The sequence below is a fragment of the uncultured Stenotrophomonas sp. genome, assembly GCF_963519125.1.
Classification (GTDB): domain Bacteria; phylum Pseudomonadota; class Gammaproteobacteria; order Xanthomonadales; family Xanthomonadaceae; genus Stenotrophomonas.
In genome coordinates, this window is sequence record NZ_CAUQLJ010000005.1 from 56,204 (window position 1) to 71,046 (window position 14,843).

Sequence of the window (14,843 nt, forward strand, 5' to 3'; positions counted from 1 at the left end):
GGCGCGGGACAGCGTGCTGGCTTTCCCGCAACCCACCGGAAACACCCTCATGAAGAACGCAGTTGTCCTCCTGTCCGGCGGCATGGATTCCGCCGCCGTCGTCGCCATGGCCCGCGAGCAGGGCTTCGCCGTGCATGCACTGAGCGTCCGCTACGGCCAGCGCCACACCTCCGAACTGGACGCCGCCGCCGCCGTGGCCCAGGCGCTGGGCGTGGTCGCGCACAAGACCGTCAACGTCGACCTGCGCAGCATCGGCGGTTCGGCCCTGACCGACGACATCGACGTGCCCGAAGCGGGCGGCGAGGGCATTCCGGTCACCTACGTGCCGGCCCGCAACACCATCATGCTTTCGGTCGCGCTGGGCTGGGCCGAAGTGCTGGGCGCCAACGACATCTTCTGCGGCGTCAACGCGGTGGACTACTCCGGCTATCCGGACTGCCGGCCGGAGTTCATCAGCGCGTTCCAGACCCTGGCCAACCTGGCCACCAAGGCCGGCGTGGAAGGGGCGGGCATCCAGGTGCACGCCCCGCTGCAGTTCCTGAGCAAAGCCGACATCGTGCGTGAGGGCGTGCGCCTGGGCGTCGACTTCGGCCTGACCGTCTCCTGCTACAACGCCGACGCCACCGGCGCGGCCTGCGGCCACTGCGACGCCTGCCGCCTGCGCGCCCAGGGCTTCGCCGACGCCGGCGTACCCGACCCGACCCGCTACGCCTGATCGCGACGCGCCGGGGTACGCCTGCGGCGCAAGATGGGTTAGAATGCGCACCCCCGGCGCGAAGTCGGGGCATGCAATGGGCCGTTAGCTCAGTCGGTAGAGCAGAAGACTTTTAATCTTTTGGTCGATGGTTCGAATCCATCACGGCCCACCAACTGCGACAAGGGTTTCAGCCCTTTCCCCTCGCTCCGCAATATCCAGACCGATACGCAACGGCCCTAAATCTTGTGGGCATGGGCCTTGTTGAAGCGCGGCTTCTCGGCGCGGATTGCGTGCTTTTCTGCCGCCTCGGCTTCCGCTCTCGACGGGTGCCATTCGACGGTGATTCTCTCGACCTGTCGGAACCACGATGCTGCGTAACCGTGCGCTCTGGTTCGCTGCATAGGGCTCGCAGAGATGCCGACATACAGCAGCTCGCCGGCCTGGTTGAAGTGCCTGTACAGGCAGACCTCGACCTTCTTCTCCGCCATCTTCACGTTGGTCCGGATCCAGTCCGAGAGCGTGACGATGTCCCAGAGTGCTTTCCCGTCCGCCGTGCGCATGGCAGCCACAGGGAAGTACCGCTTGCGCATGATCGCAGCGCCTTTCTCCGGTGGGACGCCCAGGTATAGGGCAACGGCGGCGGCATCCATCCACCTGCCGCTGACGAGGTCGTTTGCCGAGAGAGAACGGATGGAGGCGTCGCGTTCGATGGAAATCACTGGAGTTTCCCCTTCACTTCGTCGGGCTGGTCAACGCGCCGCGCCGCTTCCTCACGTAGATCTCGGTTGTGGTCACCGACTGGTGCCCCAGCTGCTGCTGTGCCTGGCGGATATCGCCGGCCGAATCGGCCTTGTCGGTGCCGGCCTTGGCCCGCAGATCACGGAACTGAAACTGGTCCTTCGGAATGCCTGCGCGCTCGCGTGCGCGGTCGAAGCGGTAGCGCAGCGCGTCCTTACCGATTGGCAGCCAGTCCTCGCCCAGCAGCAGCCGCGTGCTGATCGGCGCGTTGTCCGGGCGGTCGCGTGTGAGCAGCCGGTCGATCAGCACCTTCAGCTCGCCGGTGATGGCGATGCGCATCTGGGTCTTGGTCTTCCCTTGCCGCAGCACCAGCACGCCGTCCTTGATGTTCCTGCGGTCCAGCTCGCGCACGTCCGCCGGTCGCTGGCCGGTCAGGTAGGCCAGGTCCATCGCATCGCGCAGCACCTGGTCGGCGGCATCGTAGACCCGCTGCAGCACGTCGTCTTCCACGTACACGTCGCGCCCGGTCTCGCGGTTACGGTTGATGCCCAGGCACGGGTTGGGCAGGTCGGTGTATCCCTTCTGCCGGCACCAGTTCCACAGGTGCGACAGCAGCGACTTCTCGCGGTTCGCGCTGACCGGCGCGGCCTTCCGCGACAGCAGGTAGTTGTGCACGTGGCGTGGCTTGATGGACTCGAGCGGGCAGGGCGGGTCGTCGAAGTAGCGCTTCAGCATCGACAGCTCGCGCATGTTCACCGCCTGTGTGCCCGGCGCCTTCTTCGGGATGACCTCGACCTGATAACGCTCGGCAGCCTGTCGGAACGTCAGCGCGGCGCCTGCAGGGATCGCACCGGCATGCTCGAGCTCGGCCCATTTCTTGATGGCCAGGCCGTAGTCGCTGCCCAGCGGTGTCTCTTTGCGCGGCTTGCCTCCGTGGTCGTAATAGAAGTGCACCACGCCTGACTTCTGCTTGCGCTTGCGGAGCCGGGGGATTGCCCCAGCCTTGGTCGGTTTCCTTCCCATCATGCTGCCTTGTTGGATTCCCACTCTGCCGCCGGCGCGGCTTTCGGTTCGGGTTTGCCCTCGATCGCGGACCACAGCACAACCGGCCAGCCGTGGGCATCGAGATAGTGCCTGATCCCGTTCTGGACCAAGAACGCGGCTTGCCGTTTGCGCTGCGGGGTACGGGCCAGGGCCTTGATGTCGTCGCGGGACAGGTAGGGGCTGTCGGCCATGTTGATTTTCTCCTGTCAGTTCGTAGGCGCAGAGGTGGGATAGCAATCCATGTAGGCGCCGATCACCTCTGCGGCGACCTGCGGCACGATCGCGTTTCCGAAAGCCTTCAACGCGCCGGTGCGGGAGTACCAGTGGAACGCTTCCGGGTCCTGGGTGCCGGGCTCGAAACCGGGGCGCAAAGCAGCCACTCGACCGGAAAGCCCATGAGCCAGCAGGGGAATGCTGGGTTCAATCCGACGCCCTTTGTCGTCGTGTCCCGCGACCCGAATGGAGGCAGCCCAACTGCTAGACCGATGGCCTGCGACAGCGGGATCCCGGTGTCCTGCGGGCGAGGCGGCATGCAGCCGCGGCGCGAGTCCGCCGCGGTCGGCGTTGGCCACAACCGGTGGTTCTGCTGCAGCCAGAACACCTGCCGCGGCAACAGATCCAGCCGGCTCGCCCCGTCCTTCCGCGGGGCAAACGACATTCCCAGCGAATCCTTGTGGTCCCGGGTTGTCGGTGTGGGCCAGAGTCCAGAGTCGGTCTCGGCGATGCGGGGCGTCGACGGCACAAGCTGGGATAACGAGCGCCCTGCCGGCGTAGCCAATGCCTTCCAGGTCAGTGAGCACTCCGTCGATCCAATCCCGCCCAACCGCTGCCGCAACCTGCTCTCCCACGAAGAGAGCGGGCCGTCGGGCACGGACGAGTCGGAAGACGTGCGGCCACAGATGCCGATCGTCTGCCTGGGCTTTGCCTTGACCCGCGAGCGAGAACGGCTGGCACGGCGGGCTGCCGGACCAGATTTCTCGATCGTCGGGCCACCCAGCAAGTCGTGCTGCGAGGGGCCATCCACCGATGCCGGCGAAGAAGTGGCACTGCCGGTAGCCGGCAAGGTCGTCGGGTTGAACATCAGTAATGCTCCGGGTGTCGACATGGCCCGCGGGGATCAGGCGGGCGTCAATGAGGTTGCGCAGCCACTGCGCTACGAAGGGATCCCACTCGCTGTAATAGTTCATGCGCGAACGGCCCTCAGGGTTCGGCGCCAGCACCACCGCACCCCGCGCCAGGCGGCCGAGCACGCCCAGCCGATCAGGAACGCGATCAGCAGCAGCAGGCCCGCGATCAGGTACTTCGTAGGCCAGATCAGGAGGTCAGCCATTGGCGCTCTTCCTCTTCTTGCTGGCGCGTCCATCGGCGCCACCCTCGACAACCTGCCGGCGGGTGATGCTGTTCTTGCCGATGGGCGTGTTGCCCAGGGTCTGGACCTTGCCACCGGTGCGCTCGAACTCGGCGAGGTGGCCGGCCAGCTCCTGGCGCTCGACTTCTTTCTGCCGGTCGGTAGCCGCGCCGAAGAGCGGCTTTACGTGGATGCTGCTCACTGGGTCACCCCCATGCCGGCCAGGTCCAGCGTGTCGACGCGATCGCGCAGGCGGTGGCATGCCGCGCGCAGGGCCAGGGCGATCTCGCGGCGCTTGTCGTGCGAGTAGAAGTGCAGGCCCTCGGTGTGCAGCGCGCCCACCTCGTCGCGGCGGAACAGCCGGTAGACGACGATGCCGGTCACGCCCATCGGGACGCGGGCCCAGGAGAAGCGCCCATCCTTCCGGGGCGCCTTGCGGGTGACGGGGCGGCTCATGGCGTCACCACCTTGAACTCGATGACCCACACCCACGGGTTGCCGTCCCAGTCGCCGCCGGTGCTGGTCCAGAGGTCGCGGAAAGCTATCTCGGGTCGAGCGTCGCCGTGTCCGTAGGGGCCGTAGTACGTGACCCCATCATCGTTGTGCACTTCGATGCCTTCGGCGCACACATCGGCCTCGCTGATCGCCTGCAGCCGCTCCACGCGCACTTCGGTGATCTCCAGCACCAGCCGGCAGGCCCAGCGCGGCATGTGGATGCTGGGCATCCAACCGGCGCGGTAATCACCCAGACAAACATCAGCCGGAGTCTCGACCTTGTGGCAGGGGAGGTCGTCGCCAGCCTCCAAGCCGCACTCATCAGCGCGATATTCGATTCCGTCGTACCCACCCCACGGGTCAGGGCGAGAGCCGACGCCCCACGTCTCCCGCACCCAGAGCCTGTCGCCAGGCTTGCCGAAGGAACACAGGTTGTTGCCGGGGTCAGCGACGTACTCGGGGGTGAACATCCCAGGGCCGAGCCACTCCAAGCCTTCGCCTTTGACGGCGCGGCGGGTCTGGGTCTTCTGGCCGGCCAAGATGGCGTGCACCATGGGCCCGTTGAAAAGGATGGGACGTTCCCTGCTCATGCGTGGCTCCGTAGCAGCACGCGGCTCACCGGCCCATGCCACAGGTTGAAAGAGTTGTTGATTCGGACCTGCACCGGGTCACGCTGGATCGGCGGCAGGGGATCGCGTAGGCGGCGCTTGTCGGTCGCGCACGCCGTGCAGGTGGCGGACTTGCCGCGCTTCCCGTCGCTGGCGAACTGGTCCAGGCGTAGGCGGCGCTCACAGCTGGTGCAGCGCTTCTTCATGCGGACGGCTTCCTGCGGCTGCGCAGCGCCGCCCAGGTGAGGGGGAAGGGGCCACGTTTGGCGCGGTCGTAGGCGGTTTTGATGGACACGTCCACGCGCTTCGCGATCTGGCTGGTGGTGACCAGCTTTCCCTCGACGACGTGCGCGTACAGCGCGGCGCGGGTGCGGCCGGCGCGGATCGAGCGTTCCTGGCTGGTGGGGTAGCGCACAGCGTTCATCAGGCGGCCACCTGTGAGGCATGGTTCGCCGGCAGGTGCTCGCGCGCGAAGGCCAGGTAGTCCAACGCCAGCCGCATGCAGTCTTCGTGCAGGCCAGGGTAGCGGGTCACCTCGAGCAGTTGGGGTGGGGAAACCTGGTACTCCAGGTCTCCCACTTCCTTCAGCTCGAAAACGTTCCAGCGGAACACGTCCGCGCCGAACAAATCGAGGTAATACCGCCACTGGTAGCCTGACAAATACCGCTCGGCGTCGAATCGGCTAGTGGTCTTGTGGTCATCCACCCGCCGACCGTCCAGACAGTCGACCTTTCCGGTGACGGTCAGGTCACCGTAGACACCATAGGCCCGCACCTCGCGAATGCTCGGCAGCACCAGCTCCGCGTCCGGCAGGTGGAAGGTGTAGCCCATCGCCTGCAGCACGTCGTAGCTACCGTCATCCGCGTGTTCCAGGGCCTCATGGAAGGCGGTACCGGCAAGCATCGGCTTCGTGGGGTTGTCCACGGTTATGTATTCGACCAGCTGCTCTACCGGCTGATCGTCGTCCTCACGCCAGCGGCGGAAGGCTTCGATGTTGGACACGCGGGCCAGCATGATCAGGCTGCCTTCGGAGCGACGTATTCGCTGGCCTTCTTGTCGAAGGTCAGGCCCAGGGCGGAGGCGCGGTCGTTGAGCAGCACCTGCACCGCACGGCTGCTCTCCTTCGCGCTCTCGATCAGGGCGTTGATCCCTGCGGCATCCTCCACGTCCGCCAAGGTCTCGCGCCACTTCTCCAGCACCGCCTGCGCTTCGCGCTGCTCTTCGGTCATGGCGTTCAGCCGGTCCTTGATCTGCTGGATGACATCGGCCAGGAAGTTCGGCTCGCGTTCCGGGTGCGGTACTTCCAGCGGTTCCAGCTGCCCCGGATTCTTGCCGAAGGCGGCATCGGTCGGGCTGAAGTTGAGGATGCGGCGGCCGTCGCGAATGGACAGGCGGCCCATGGCGTCAGCGGCCTTATAGATCTCGCCCTTGCTGCCGCCCTGCACGTCCAGGCGCTCGATGATCTCGTCACCGTTGCGCTGTTCGTCCATGTGGGCGATCAGCACCACGTCCTTGCCCAGGCTGTTCAGGTGCTTCAGCCACGCCACGAACTCGGCTTTCAGCGTGCCGTAGCCTTGCAGGGTGAGCGCACCACCACGACCTGCCTTCGGGTTGCGGCGGATGATGTCGGCGGTCAGCACGTCGAGCGCGCGCCCGGCGGTATCTACGATGATGGTGTTGAAGTCGGTCAGGTCGCTGGCCTTGATGCCGGCCACATCCTCCCAGCTCTCGACCTGCACGATTTCCTTGCGGTTAGCGGCACGGTGCGCGCCGCGGTCGAAGTCCAGCAGCAGCGGCTTGTCGGCGGTGAAGGAGATCGAGGTCTTGCCCAGGCCAGGTGCTGCGTAGATGCAGACGTTGAGGCGGGAGACGGTGATCGGGTCGGTAGAGCGAATGATGCGAAGTGCCATGGTTAGAACTCCCGTTGGCGGTGGTGGTGGAATAGGTGCCCGGCTTTCGGAGCCGCTGCCGGGCGAGCGGTTGCATCCCTGCGGGGAGTCAGTAGAGGGGGGCGCCTTCGACCAATTCGACGGTCACGTCGTCGGTGCCGGCTTCCGGCTCGGGAGCGGCGACGGAGCAGGTGGTCACGGACTGGATGCCGGCGAGCTGGGCGGTGAGTGCATCGACCTGCTTCTGCAACTCGGAGTTCTTTGCGTCAGTCGTATGCTTGCTGGCGTAGGCGGCCTGCATGGCTTTCTGCGCCTCGGCGACCTTCGGGTGGGTCGGCTCGAGATCCTTGCCCTCGGTGTAATCGATGCGCACGCCTTCGCCTTCTTCGGCGACCTTCCACCCGCTGGTGCTGTAGTACCCATCGCGCTTGTAGACAGTCGCATTCGCCAACAGCGAGGCGGCGAGCGCGGCATGCTCCGCGTCCAGGAAGAGTGCGGTCTGCTGGTTGTCGCCGATGGTGATCTTGATCTTCATGGGTCTGTCCTTGTTCTCGGGGATAGGTGCCGGCTTGGGGAGCCCCGGCCGGCGCGGGGTGGTGCTGCCCGTGGGGAGCGGGCAGCGGGGAGGCGTTACGCCACCAGGTCTTCCTGCACGGGCTTGTCGCCCTTGCTCTGGTTCAGCGGAGACACCAGGGTCAGCTGCACTTCGTTCTTGATCTGCTCGCACAGGGCGCCGGCTTCGGCCTTGGTCGGGTGGAACACGGCGCTGAAAGTCAGCTGCAGCGTTCCGCCTTCGAGGGGTTCGAAGGAGAGCTTCTTGAGGGTCACGTCTTTGATGACCAGCGGATCGGTCAGACCCAGGCCACCGCCAATCAGCAGCGAGTAGCCCGGGTACTCTTCGTCCCACGGCAGCGCGCCCAGCTTCGGGAACTTGACCGCCGTCAGACCGTCGCCACCTTCGATCAGGTCCTGCTGCTCGCCCTGCGCGGCCTTGCGGTACAGCGCCTGGCGCAGGCCCTTCTGGAAGTAATCCAGCACGCTGCTGCTGACGGCCACGACCAGTTTCAGGTCGCCTGCCAGCTTGTTCTCGTCGCCATGACGCTCGGCGCGAGGGTTGAAGTTGGCGACCTTGGCGGTCGCGTCGTTGAGCTCAAACATCGGTGGTGCCTCTCGTTGAGCCGGCCGCGCCGGCGGGGAAGATCAGGCCGGCCAGACCAGCAGCCAGCCCAGGTAGGCCAGCAGCGCGTACGCGGCCAGGAAGGCGAGGAAGTCGGTGCGGTTGCGGCAGCCGGTGGCGGTCAGCAGGTCACGCATTGCCGTCGTCCTCCGCGCAGATCCCGTGGATCGCCTCGTGGCTGTTGATCTCGATGTCCGCGTTGCCCAGCAGCAGGCCGTCCATGCGGATCTCGGTGACGACCAGGCCCGGCGCTGCCGGCGGCTTGATCGCGGGAATGCCCTGGCTCATGGCCCGGACGAAGTCGGTGTCGTTCACTGGAGCGCTCCCACCACCACGGCGACCAGAACGCCGAGGCAGAAAAAGACGAAGTAGCCGGCCATCGTCTTGATGGCGAAGTAGTGCGCGGCGCGGTCCTCGGCAGTCATGCGGCACCTGCCTTCGCGTACTCCGCAGCCGCCTTCGCAGGGGCCACAGCCTGACGCGCGTTGATCGCCGCCAGATGCCGCTGAATGTCGCGCTTGACTTGCGATACCTGCTCACGGGTTACCGGCTCGAACTCCACGAACTCGATGCCCACACCGGCGAAGGTCTTGGTCACGATGTTCATGCCGCCACCTGCTGCACTGCCTGCTCGCGCAGCTGCTCGTCGATCGCGGCGGCTTCGACGGCGGCCAGCTCGTACAGCTTGGCCAGCAGCGGCGAGTCCAACAGGTCCGCCGGGTCGGTGTGGTGCAGCTGGTGCAGCGCCAGCGTCACGTCCGTGTAGTGGTCGCCGTCGAAGGTGCCGGCGGTCCACTGCTCGGCCTCGCGGCACGCTTCCGGGTCGTGGATCAGGCTGCGCGCCAGATCGGCGGCGGCTTCGCTGGTCAGGTCGCCGGTTTCGTCCTCGCTGAGGTTGTCCCAGGAGAGCTGTGCGGCGCGGCTGATATCGGTGGCGGTATGGAGCGACATGGTCTCAACCCGTTCGGATGGCCGTTGCTGGCCGACGAGTTGATTATGCAAGGATGCATTTCTATGTCAATGCAAAGATGCATCGGAACCGAATTTCCCGACGAACGGTAGGTCGTGGTTCAGCCGCTCCCGCGTGAAGACCCCCGCCTCAGTAGGCGGGGAGGCTATCGGCCAAGCTGCAGCCCATCTCGGCAGCGTCGACGTATCCCTGCATCCGCTGCAGCAGATCGTCCAGCTGGGGGTTGGTCAGGTCCGAGACGTACTCGGCGTCTTTCATGTCAAGGAAGTGCTCGATCGCCGAGTGCCAGTTGTGGGCATCCGCGATCCGCCGGATGGCGCGCATCTTCTTCGCCCGGGGCGACATGTCCAGCGGGTGGTCCATCCCCTGGTCAGGGCCAACAGGCGGCAGGGCCGATGCCAGTTCGATGGCGAGGGTCTTCAGCGCGATTTGGTCCAGCGGCACGGTGGCTCTACTCCTTAACAAGTTCCTCCAAAATCATGGCTACCGCCTGCTTCTGCGACCCCTCGGCCCTGGTAATGGCCTTTGCGGTCACCTGGATGGCACGCCATGACACCCGGCGGAACCTCGCGTCGTCCGGCCTCAACTCGGCCAGCATGTGCAGAAGTTCCACCGCCTGGGCCATGGTGGCATCGCCGAATCCCACCGATTGAGACGACGCCGGAGCGTCTTCCAGCTCCATGTCATGGTGGACAAGCTCGTCCAGCGAACACCGGAAATAGGCGGTGATGGCCAGCAGGCTGTCCAGCCTCGGGAACTCGGTTGCCCCGGACATGATCCGCTGCACGGTGGATTGCTGAATGCCCAGCTTCTCGCCCAGCGCGGCCTGTTTGATCTCGGCGCGGCGGGCAAGGAACCGGAGGTTCTTCGCGAGATAAGTCATCGCGGGATGGTCCGCCATGACCGTTCGTCGGGTCGAATGCAACGATGCATTGCCAGCAAGATGCAATGATGCATAATCATCGCCATGAACCCCTCCGACGCCATCGTGAGTCTCGTGGCTGGCGGCATGACCGAACAGGCCATCGCCGTTGAGCTGAACGTCAACCAGACCACCATCAACCGGATTCGCCGGCAGGTGGTCACCCCGTCCTACGAGACCGGCAAGGCGCTGGTCGACCTGGCGGCCAAGGTCGAGCGCAAGAACGCTCGCCGCAAATCCCGGGCCGTCGTGCTCCCCCCCTGATCTATCCACGTCACTGGCTCCGAGCAGGGAAGGGCAGCACCACGCCCGTTCCAGGCTCCGGCGGCTGGCGATCCCTCTGCTTCACCGGCCGCACGTTCACCTTCTTGCCCGCGCGGTCCACCGCAAACCACCTGCCACCCACACGAATTAGCGACAGGACATTGGATCCGGCTCGCTGAAGAGATTTCGACACTGGCTGCTCTACCGATTTGGGGAGCGGCCATTTTGAGAACCAAGCAGGGGAATTCAGGGGACGGCACCGTCCCAGCGATTCCCCACTACCCAGCAAGGGGCATCCATGCGACACCTCAGCATCACTTACCAGGGTGGACTCACCCACACATCCAGGAGCCTGCGAGAGCTGCTGCTGGTGCAGGTCCAGCACCACGGCGGCGTCGTGGCGGTGGCCGGAAAGATGGATCTGGCGCCGTCGAAGCTGTCAGAGAAGCTGGCCGGCGGCGACACGTCGGGCAAGCCGCGCGGCATGACGATCGACGAGCTGGAGCGGTACATCAAGGAGACCGGTGACGTATCCCCGGTGCACTACCTGGTCGAGAAGTTCCTGACCTGCCCGGACGCCCAGCATGCCGAGGCGATCGCCCAGTTCACCAACTTGGCCAGGGCGATGGCACCGCTGGCCCAGAGCCTGGGGATCAAGTGGCCATGAACGCGACCGAGAAAGCCCTGATCGTGGTCCGGGAGCTGTGGCACATCGCCGGCTGCCTGCAGCTGCTGCGGGGTGCGTGATGGCACGCATCCGCACCGTCAAACCTGAGCTGGCCGCCCACGAGGGTATGTTCGATCTGGAAGAGCAGACCGGGCTGCCGGTCCGTTTCGCCTGGGTGATGCTGTTCACCGTTGCGGATAGGGAAGGGCGATTCGCATGGCGTCCCCGCACCATCAAAGCACAGACCCTCCCGCACGATCTGATCGACTTCTCACGCGTGCTCGACGCGTGGCTCACGCGTGGTTTCATCATCAAGTACCGCGTCGGAAATGAGTGGTTTGGGGTCATTCCGACCTTCACCAAGCACCAGGTCATCAACAACCGGGAAACGAAGTCCGATTTGCCCGATGTGTCGGAAGCCGACGAAGTAATTTCCCACGTAAACAACACCTTGGACGCGTGCGATACGCGTCAGCCACGCGAGGACGACGCGTGCGGCACGCGTGAAGTGCATGCACTAGGGGAAGGAAGGAAGGAAGGAAGGGAAGGGACGGGAAAGGAAGGGAAGGAAAACAGCTCTTGCGCTGCGCCGACTTCGTCGTCTCCGGCCGGTGACCTCCTGCCAACGGAGCCTGCCTCACCCACTGCCGTCAGCTTCCTGCTGAACGACGGGAAGGAGTTCCCGATCACCGAGGCGCAGGTGCGGGAGTTCGGCGACCTGTACCCGGGCATCGACGTGCTGCAGCAGCTGCGGGCGATCAAGGCCTGGACGATCTCCAACCCGAAGAACCGGAAGACCCGTACCGGCGCCATGCGGTTCGTGAACGCCTGGCTCAGCCGCGCGCAGAACTCCGCACCGACCCGGCCCACGTCGGGCCCTGCGCCGCAGAAGGGCGCACTGCCGAGGCTTAGCGCATGAGCACAATCGTCGAGAACGAGCGCGCGGCGGTGCACCAGGTCGAGCGGCAGGTGCTGCACACGGCGATGGCTCGGCCGTCCAGCATCGTGGACATGCCGCTGCAGCCCGCGCACTTCGCCAATGAAGGGCACGGCCAGCTGTGGGAGCTGATCCGCAGCATGGACGCCGGGGACAAGCCGGTGGACCCGGTGACGATCGCCGATGTCGCCGAGCGCATGGGCAGCAATCGGCTTCGGGATCTGGCAACGGCCGTCGGTACCGATCGGGATCTGTACCCAAGCAGCCAGCCGGCCTACCAGGCCGAGATCCTGATGGCGGCATGGCGCGATCGCGAGGCGCTGGACATCGCCCGGGAGCTGCAGGACGGCGCGCAGTCGCGGCAGGGCGGCGCGGTCGATGCCGCGATCCAGCGGTTGATGGCCCTGCACACGGTCGACCGCAGTTTCGAGCACACCGCGCAGTCGGCGCTGGATGCGGCGATCGCGCAGGCGCTGGAGGCGCAGCGCAACGGCGGCAAGCTGATTGGGGTGTCCACCGGCATCTACGACCTGGACGAGGCACTGGGCGGTTTCCACGACAGCGACCTGATCATCGTCGGCGCGCGCCCGGCCATGGGCAAAACCGGGTTCCTGCTGGGTGCCACCGCCGCCGCGGCGAAGGCTGGGCCGGTGGGCCTGATCTCCGGCGAGCAGCCGGCGGACCAGGTGGGCCTGCGCTGGCTGGCTGCTGGCTCCCGCGTCAATGTCGGGCGGCTGCGCGCCGGCAAGTTCCGCAACGAGGAAGTCGATGCGCTGCTGGATGCGGCGGAACGCTACGGCGCCATGCCGGTTCGGATCCTCGACCGGCCGTCGCCGGACATTACCGAGGTGATCCGCGAGGCGCGCCGATGGAAGCACCAGCTCGGCATCCGCGCCCTCTACGTGGATTACCTGCAGCGCATCGAGATCGCCTCGATGGCCCGCGCGCCGAAGTACCAGCAGGTAGGCAGCATCGCCCGCGCACTGAAGAACCTGGCGCGGGACCTTCGCATCCCGGTGGTGGCGCTGGCGCAGGTCAACCGCGAAGCCGACGGCGAACGTCCGCAGATGAAGCATCTGGCCGACAGCTCGGAAATCGAGAAGGAAGCCGACCAGATCATGATGCTGTGGCGCGACCTGTCGAACCCGCAGGCCGAACGCTCGCCGGCCGAAATCAACGTCGTGAAGAACCGCCACGGGAACATCGGCACGGTGCCGGTGACCTGGCACGGCGGCTCCACGTCCTTCGTCAATCGCAGCGCAGCCGACGAACTTGGGGAGGTCGCATGACGCCCGCAGAACGATCCCAATGGTGCATCCAGCAGGCCGAGGCCATCGAGGCCGACCTGCTGCCAGTCGAAACCGAGGAAGGCCTGCTGCCCATCGGCCGCGCTCTGGCCACATGGTACCGGTCCATGGCTCGCCGGGTGCTCGACAACGTGAGGGAGACCGCATGAAGCCCGGAACCTACATCCTCCGCGCGGCAGACGCCCGCGCACGTATGGCGGCGGCCTGGCACTTCGCCTGCAGCTTCCTCGATGCCGGCCAGGACGTGCGCGTCACCGTGCAGGAGCACAAGCCAAGCCGCAGCCTAGAGCAGAACGCGATGTTCCACGCCATCTGCGGCGAGATCGCCCAGCAGAAGCAGTGGGCCGGCCGCTGGATCGACGGGGAGGGCTGGAAGCGCCTGCTCGTCGACGCCTGGGCGCGCGAGTCGAACCGGCAGCAGGGCGACATCGTGCCCACGCTCGACGGCAGCAGCATCGTCAACCTGGCCATGCAGACCCGGCGCATGACCGTGGCCGACATGGCAGACCTGATCACTTTCGCCCAGTGGTGGGCGACCGACAACGACGTGAAGCTGCGCGACGTGGCGCCGCTGCGCGATCAGCGCCTGGCTGGCGAAGCGAGGGCGGCATGAACGACGCCGTCAAATGCCCGAAATGCGATGGCGCTGGCGGCACGCGCTGGCACAACCCCGACGGTAGCGAATGGGGAGTGCGGTGCGACCGCTGCGATGGATTCGGCCACATTCCCGATTTCCGCCGCCACGGCCGGTCCACGCCCTACACCAGCGCTGGGATCAAGCGTCTCCCATGCGCCCGCTGTGGTGCCAAGGCCAGCTCGCAGTGGCAGGTGTGCGCCGATGGCCGTTTGTTCCGGCCCCTGTGCAGCTCCTGCGATATCGACCTGAACCGGATGGTGCTGGTCTGGATGAATGACCCCGCGGCTGAAGCAAAGGCAGCTGCTTACGAGAAGAGGGAAGGGGCATGAAAGTTCAAGTTATAGGCGATGCAACCCTGTACTTGGCGGACTGCAGGGAGGTGTTGCCTGATCTGAAGGTTGATCACGTGATAACCGACCCGCCCTATGGGGCGAGGACGCATTCGATGGCCAGAACGAGCAAGAAAGAGACCGCAAGGAGCAGGTACCGGCAGGGAGCTTCTCGCTTCATTGATTTTCAGTTTCTTGAAGATGCTCACTTCGTAGAGATAACCAAGCTTTGCATGCAAGCAGCAAAGCGATGGACGGTGATGACCTGCGACCACCGCCATGCCGGCCTCACCTTCGACTGGCCCGAACATATCCGGCTCGGTGCATGGGTCAAGATTGCGCCCATGCCAAGTCTGAGCGGTGACCGTCCTGGCAGCGGTCATGAATCAGTGCTGATCCTCCATGGCGCTGGACCCAAGCGATGGAATCGACGTGGCGGAGCAGCCATCTGGCGGATGGCACCAATGAAGTCTGCAACCGAAGTTGCCACCCAGAAGCCGGTGGCTCTTGCAGAAGCATTTGTCAGTGATTTCACCGATGCGGGAGAGACCGTTCTTGACCCATTTGCGGGCAGCGGAACTATTGGGATTGCCTGCGTGAGCATGGGCAGAAAGTACGTCGGCATTGAGAAAGACCCGCGCCACTTCGACGTCGCATGCCGACGCATTGAAGATGCACAGCGCCAAGGGAGGTTGATCGCATGAGCTGGGATGACATTGAAAACGCTCCGAAGGACGGGCGACCAGTTTTGCTGGATCACCCGAGATGGCATACGCGCGTACTTCGTGGCGGTTGGGATGCAAATGAGCTTGCG

28 protein-coding genes and 1 tRNA gene are annotated in these 14,843 nt (G+C 65.4%); 10 read left to right on the top strand and 19 right to left on the bottom strand.

Annotated features, from left to right (window positions below; all coding sequences use genetic code 11):
* Nucleotides 1-49: 49 nt before the first annotated feature.
* Nucleotides 50-715, top strand: coding sequence for a 7-cyano-7-deazaguanine synthase QueC (gene queC / locus RYM47_RS05590; RefSeq protein WP_315386561.1), 666 nt, complete (start codon nucleotides 50-52; stop codon nucleotides 713-715).
* Between the two features lie 78 nt (nucleotides 716-793).
* Nucleotides 794-869, top strand: a tRNA-Lys gene (locus RYM47_RS05595).
* Nucleotides 870-933: 64 nt separating this feature from the next.
* Here RYM47_RS05595 and RYM47_RS05600 read toward each other — a convergent pair.
* The 19 genes from RYM47_RS05600 to RYM47_RS05690 all read right to left on the bottom strand — a co-directional run bounded on the left by RYM47_RS05600 (nucleotide 934) and on the right by RYM47_RS05690 (nucleotide 9,849).
* Complete coding sequence (locus tag RYM47_RS05600) at nucleotides 934-1,416, bottom strand: GIY-YIG nuclease family protein (RefSeq protein ID WP_315386562.1); 483 nt, start codon at nucleotides 1,414-1,416, stop codon at nucleotides 934-936.
* Nucleotides 1,417-1,429: 13 nt separating this feature from the next.
* Nucleotides 1,430-2,458, bottom strand: coding sequence for a tyrosine-type recombinase/integrase (locus RYM47_RS05605; RefSeq protein WP_315386563.1), 1,029 nt, complete (start codon nucleotides 2,456-2,458; stop codon nucleotides 1,430-1,432).
* The gene (locus RYM47_RS05610; protein ID WP_315386564.1) at nucleotides 2,458-2,670 is read right to left on the bottom strand and encodes a DUF4224 domain-containing protein; all 213 of its coding nucleotides are present in this window, start codon (nucleotides 2,668-2,670) and stop codon (nucleotides 2,458-2,460) included. Before RYM47_RS05610 ends, RYM47_RS05605 begins: the two co-directional genes overlap by 1 nt.
* A gap of 15 nt (nucleotides 2,671-2,685) precedes the next feature.
* Nucleotides 2,686-3,666 (bottom strand): DNA cytosine methyltransferase, encoded by a 981-nt coding sequence (locus tag RYM47_RS05615; protein WP_315386565.1) that lies wholly within the window; start codon nucleotides 3,664-3,666, stop codon nucleotides 2,686-2,688.
* Nucleotides 3,663-3,809 carry a hypothetical protein gene (locus tag RYM47_RS05620; RefSeq protein WP_315386566.1) on the bottom strand — a complete coding sequence of 49 codons (147 nt, stop codon included), beginning with the start codon at nucleotides 3,807-3,809 and terminating at the stop codon, nucleotides 3,663-3,665. Before RYM47_RS05620 ends, RYM47_RS05615 begins: the two co-directional genes overlap by 4 nt.
* On the bottom strand, nucleotides 3,802-4,029 hold the full coding sequence (locus tag RYM47_RS05625) for a hypothetical protein (protein ID WP_315386567.1): 228 nt from the start codon (nucleotides 4,027-4,029) through the stop codon (nucleotides 3,802-3,804). The genes RYM47_RS05620 and RYM47_RS05625 overlap by 8 nt, the downstream gene beginning before the upstream one ends.
* Nucleotides 4,026-4,283: a hypothetical protein gene (locus RYM47_RS05630; protein ID WP_315386568.1), complete on the bottom strand. Its 258-nt coding sequence runs from the start codon at nucleotides 4,281-4,283 to the stop codon at nucleotides 4,026-4,028. The genes RYM47_RS05625 and RYM47_RS05630 overlap by 4 nt, the downstream gene beginning before the upstream one ends.
* On the bottom strand, nucleotides 4,280-4,912 hold the full coding sequence (locus tag RYM47_RS05635; RefSeq protein WP_315386569.1) for a hypothetical protein: 633 nt from the start codon (nucleotides 4,910-4,912) through the stop codon (nucleotides 4,280-4,282). The genes RYM47_RS05630 and RYM47_RS05635 overlap by 4 nt, the downstream gene beginning before the upstream one ends.
* A complete protein-coding gene (locus tag RYM47_RS05640) occupies nucleotides 4,909-5,136 on the bottom strand; it encodes a hypothetical protein (protein ID WP_315386570.1) in 228 nt (75 codons plus the stop codon). The genes RYM47_RS05635 and RYM47_RS05640 overlap by 4 nt, the downstream gene beginning before the upstream one ends.
* On the bottom strand, nucleotides 5,133-5,354 hold the full coding sequence (locus RYM47_RS05645) for a hypothetical protein (protein WP_315386571.1): 222 nt from the start codon (nucleotides 5,352-5,354) through the stop codon (nucleotides 5,133-5,135). Before RYM47_RS05645 ends, RYM47_RS05640 begins: the two co-directional genes overlap by 4 nt.
* Nucleotides 5,354-5,944 carry a hypothetical protein gene (locus RYM47_RS05650; protein WP_315386572.1) on the bottom strand — a complete coding sequence of 197 codons (591 nt, stop codon included), beginning with the start codon at nucleotides 5,942-5,944 and terminating at the stop codon, nucleotides 5,354-5,356. The genes RYM47_RS05645 and RYM47_RS05650 overlap by 1 nt, the downstream gene beginning before the upstream one ends.
* A gap of 2 nt (nucleotides 5,945-5,946) precedes the next feature.
* Nucleotides 5,947-6,840, bottom strand: coding sequence for an ATP-binding protein (locus tag RYM47_RS05655; protein WP_315386573.1), 894 nt, complete (start codon nucleotides 6,838-6,840; stop codon nucleotides 5,947-5,949).
* Between the two features lie 88 nt (nucleotides 6,841-6,928).
* The gene (locus RYM47_RS05660) at nucleotides 6,929-7,354 is read right to left on the bottom strand and encodes a hypothetical protein (protein ID WP_315386574.1); all 426 of its coding nucleotides are present in this window, start codon (nucleotides 7,352-7,354) and stop codon (nucleotides 6,929-6,931) included.
* Between the two features lie 95 nt (nucleotides 7,355-7,449).
* Nucleotides 7,450-7,977, bottom strand: coding sequence for a hypothetical protein (locus RYM47_RS05665; RefSeq protein ID WP_315386575.1), 528 nt, complete (start codon nucleotides 7,975-7,977; stop codon nucleotides 7,450-7,452).
* Between the two features lie 148 nt (nucleotides 7,978-8,125).
* The gene (locus tag RYM47_RS05670) at nucleotides 8,126-8,311 is read right to left on the bottom strand and encodes a hypothetical protein (RefSeq protein WP_315386576.1); all 186 of its coding nucleotides are present in this window, start codon (nucleotides 8,309-8,311) and stop codon (nucleotides 8,126-8,128) included.
* A gap of 106 nt (nucleotides 8,312-8,417) precedes the next feature.
* On the bottom strand, nucleotides 8,418-8,603 hold the full coding sequence (locus tag RYM47_RS05675; protein WP_315386577.1) for a hypothetical protein: 186 nt from the start codon (nucleotides 8,601-8,603) through the stop codon (nucleotides 8,418-8,420).
* Nucleotides 8,600-8,947: a hypothetical protein gene (locus RYM47_RS05680; protein ID WP_315386578.1), complete on the bottom strand. Its 348-nt coding sequence runs from the start codon at nucleotides 8,945-8,947 to the stop codon at nucleotides 8,600-8,602. Before RYM47_RS05680 ends, RYM47_RS05675 begins: the two co-directional genes overlap by 4 nt.
* Before the next feature lie 148 nt (nucleotides 8,948-9,095).
* Nucleotides 9,096-9,410: a hypothetical protein gene (locus RYM47_RS05685; RefSeq protein ID WP_315386579.1), complete on the bottom strand. Its 315-nt coding sequence runs from the start codon at nucleotides 9,408-9,410 to the stop codon at nucleotides 9,096-9,098.
* A 7-nt stretch (nucleotides 9,411-9,417) separates the two neighbouring features.
* Nucleotides 9,418-9,849: a helix-turn-helix transcriptional regulator gene (locus tag RYM47_RS05690; RefSeq protein WP_315386580.1), complete on the bottom strand. Its 432-nt coding sequence runs from the start codon at nucleotides 9,847-9,849 to the stop codon at nucleotides 9,418-9,420.
* Nucleotides 9,850-9,933: 84 nt separating this feature from the next.
* On the opposite strand from RYM47_RS05690, the gene RYM47_RS05695 reads away from it, so the two are divergent.
* From RYM47_RS05695 to RYM47_RS05730, 8 genes are all read left to right on the top strand, one after another.
* A complete protein-coding gene (locus tag RYM47_RS05695; protein WP_315386581.1) occupies nucleotides 9,934-10,152 on the top strand; it encodes a hypothetical protein in 219 nt (72 codons plus the stop codon).
* 298 nt (nucleotides 10,153-10,450) lie between these two features.
* Nucleotides 10,451-10,819, top strand: a complete 369-nt coding sequence (locus tag RYM47_RS05700) for a hypothetical protein (protein ID WP_102945287.1) — start codon at nucleotides 10,451-10,453, stop codon at nucleotides 10,817-10,819.
* 79 nt (nucleotides 10,820-10,898) lie between these two features.
* Nucleotides 10,899-11,738 (top strand): hypothetical protein, encoded by an 840-nt coding sequence (locus RYM47_RS05705; RefSeq protein WP_315386582.1) that lies wholly within the window; start codon nucleotides 10,899-10,901, stop codon nucleotides 11,736-11,738.
* A complete protein-coding gene (locus RYM47_RS05710) occupies nucleotides 11,735-13,045 on the top strand; it encodes a DnaB-like helicase C-terminal domain-containing protein (protein ID WP_315386583.1) in 1,311 nt (436 codons plus the stop codon). Before RYM47_RS05705 ends, RYM47_RS05710 begins: the two co-directional genes overlap by 4 nt.
* A complete protein-coding gene (locus RYM47_RS05715) occupies nucleotides 13,042-13,212 on the top strand; it encodes a hypothetical protein (RefSeq protein ID WP_315386584.1) in 171 nt (56 codons plus the stop codon). Before RYM47_RS05710 ends, RYM47_RS05715 begins: the two co-directional genes overlap by 4 nt.
* Nucleotides 13,209-13,676: a recombination protein NinB gene (locus RYM47_RS05720; protein WP_315386585.1), complete on the top strand. Its 468-nt coding sequence runs from the start codon at nucleotides 13,209-13,211 to the stop codon at nucleotides 13,674-13,676. The genes RYM47_RS05715 and RYM47_RS05720 overlap by 4 nt, the downstream gene beginning before the upstream one ends.
* Nucleotides 13,673-14,029, top strand: coding sequence for a hypothetical protein (locus RYM47_RS05725; protein WP_315386586.1), 357 nt, complete (start codon nucleotides 13,673-13,675; stop codon nucleotides 14,027-14,029). The genes RYM47_RS05720 and RYM47_RS05725 overlap by 4 nt, the downstream gene beginning before the upstream one ends.
* Entirely contained in the window at nucleotides 14,026-14,733 is a 708-nt protein-coding gene (locus RYM47_RS05730; RefSeq protein ID WP_315386587.1) for a site-specific DNA-methyltransferase, read from the top strand. Before RYM47_RS05725 ends, RYM47_RS05730 begins: the two co-directional genes overlap by 4 nt.
* Nucleotides 14,734-14,843: the final 110 nt, after the last annotated feature.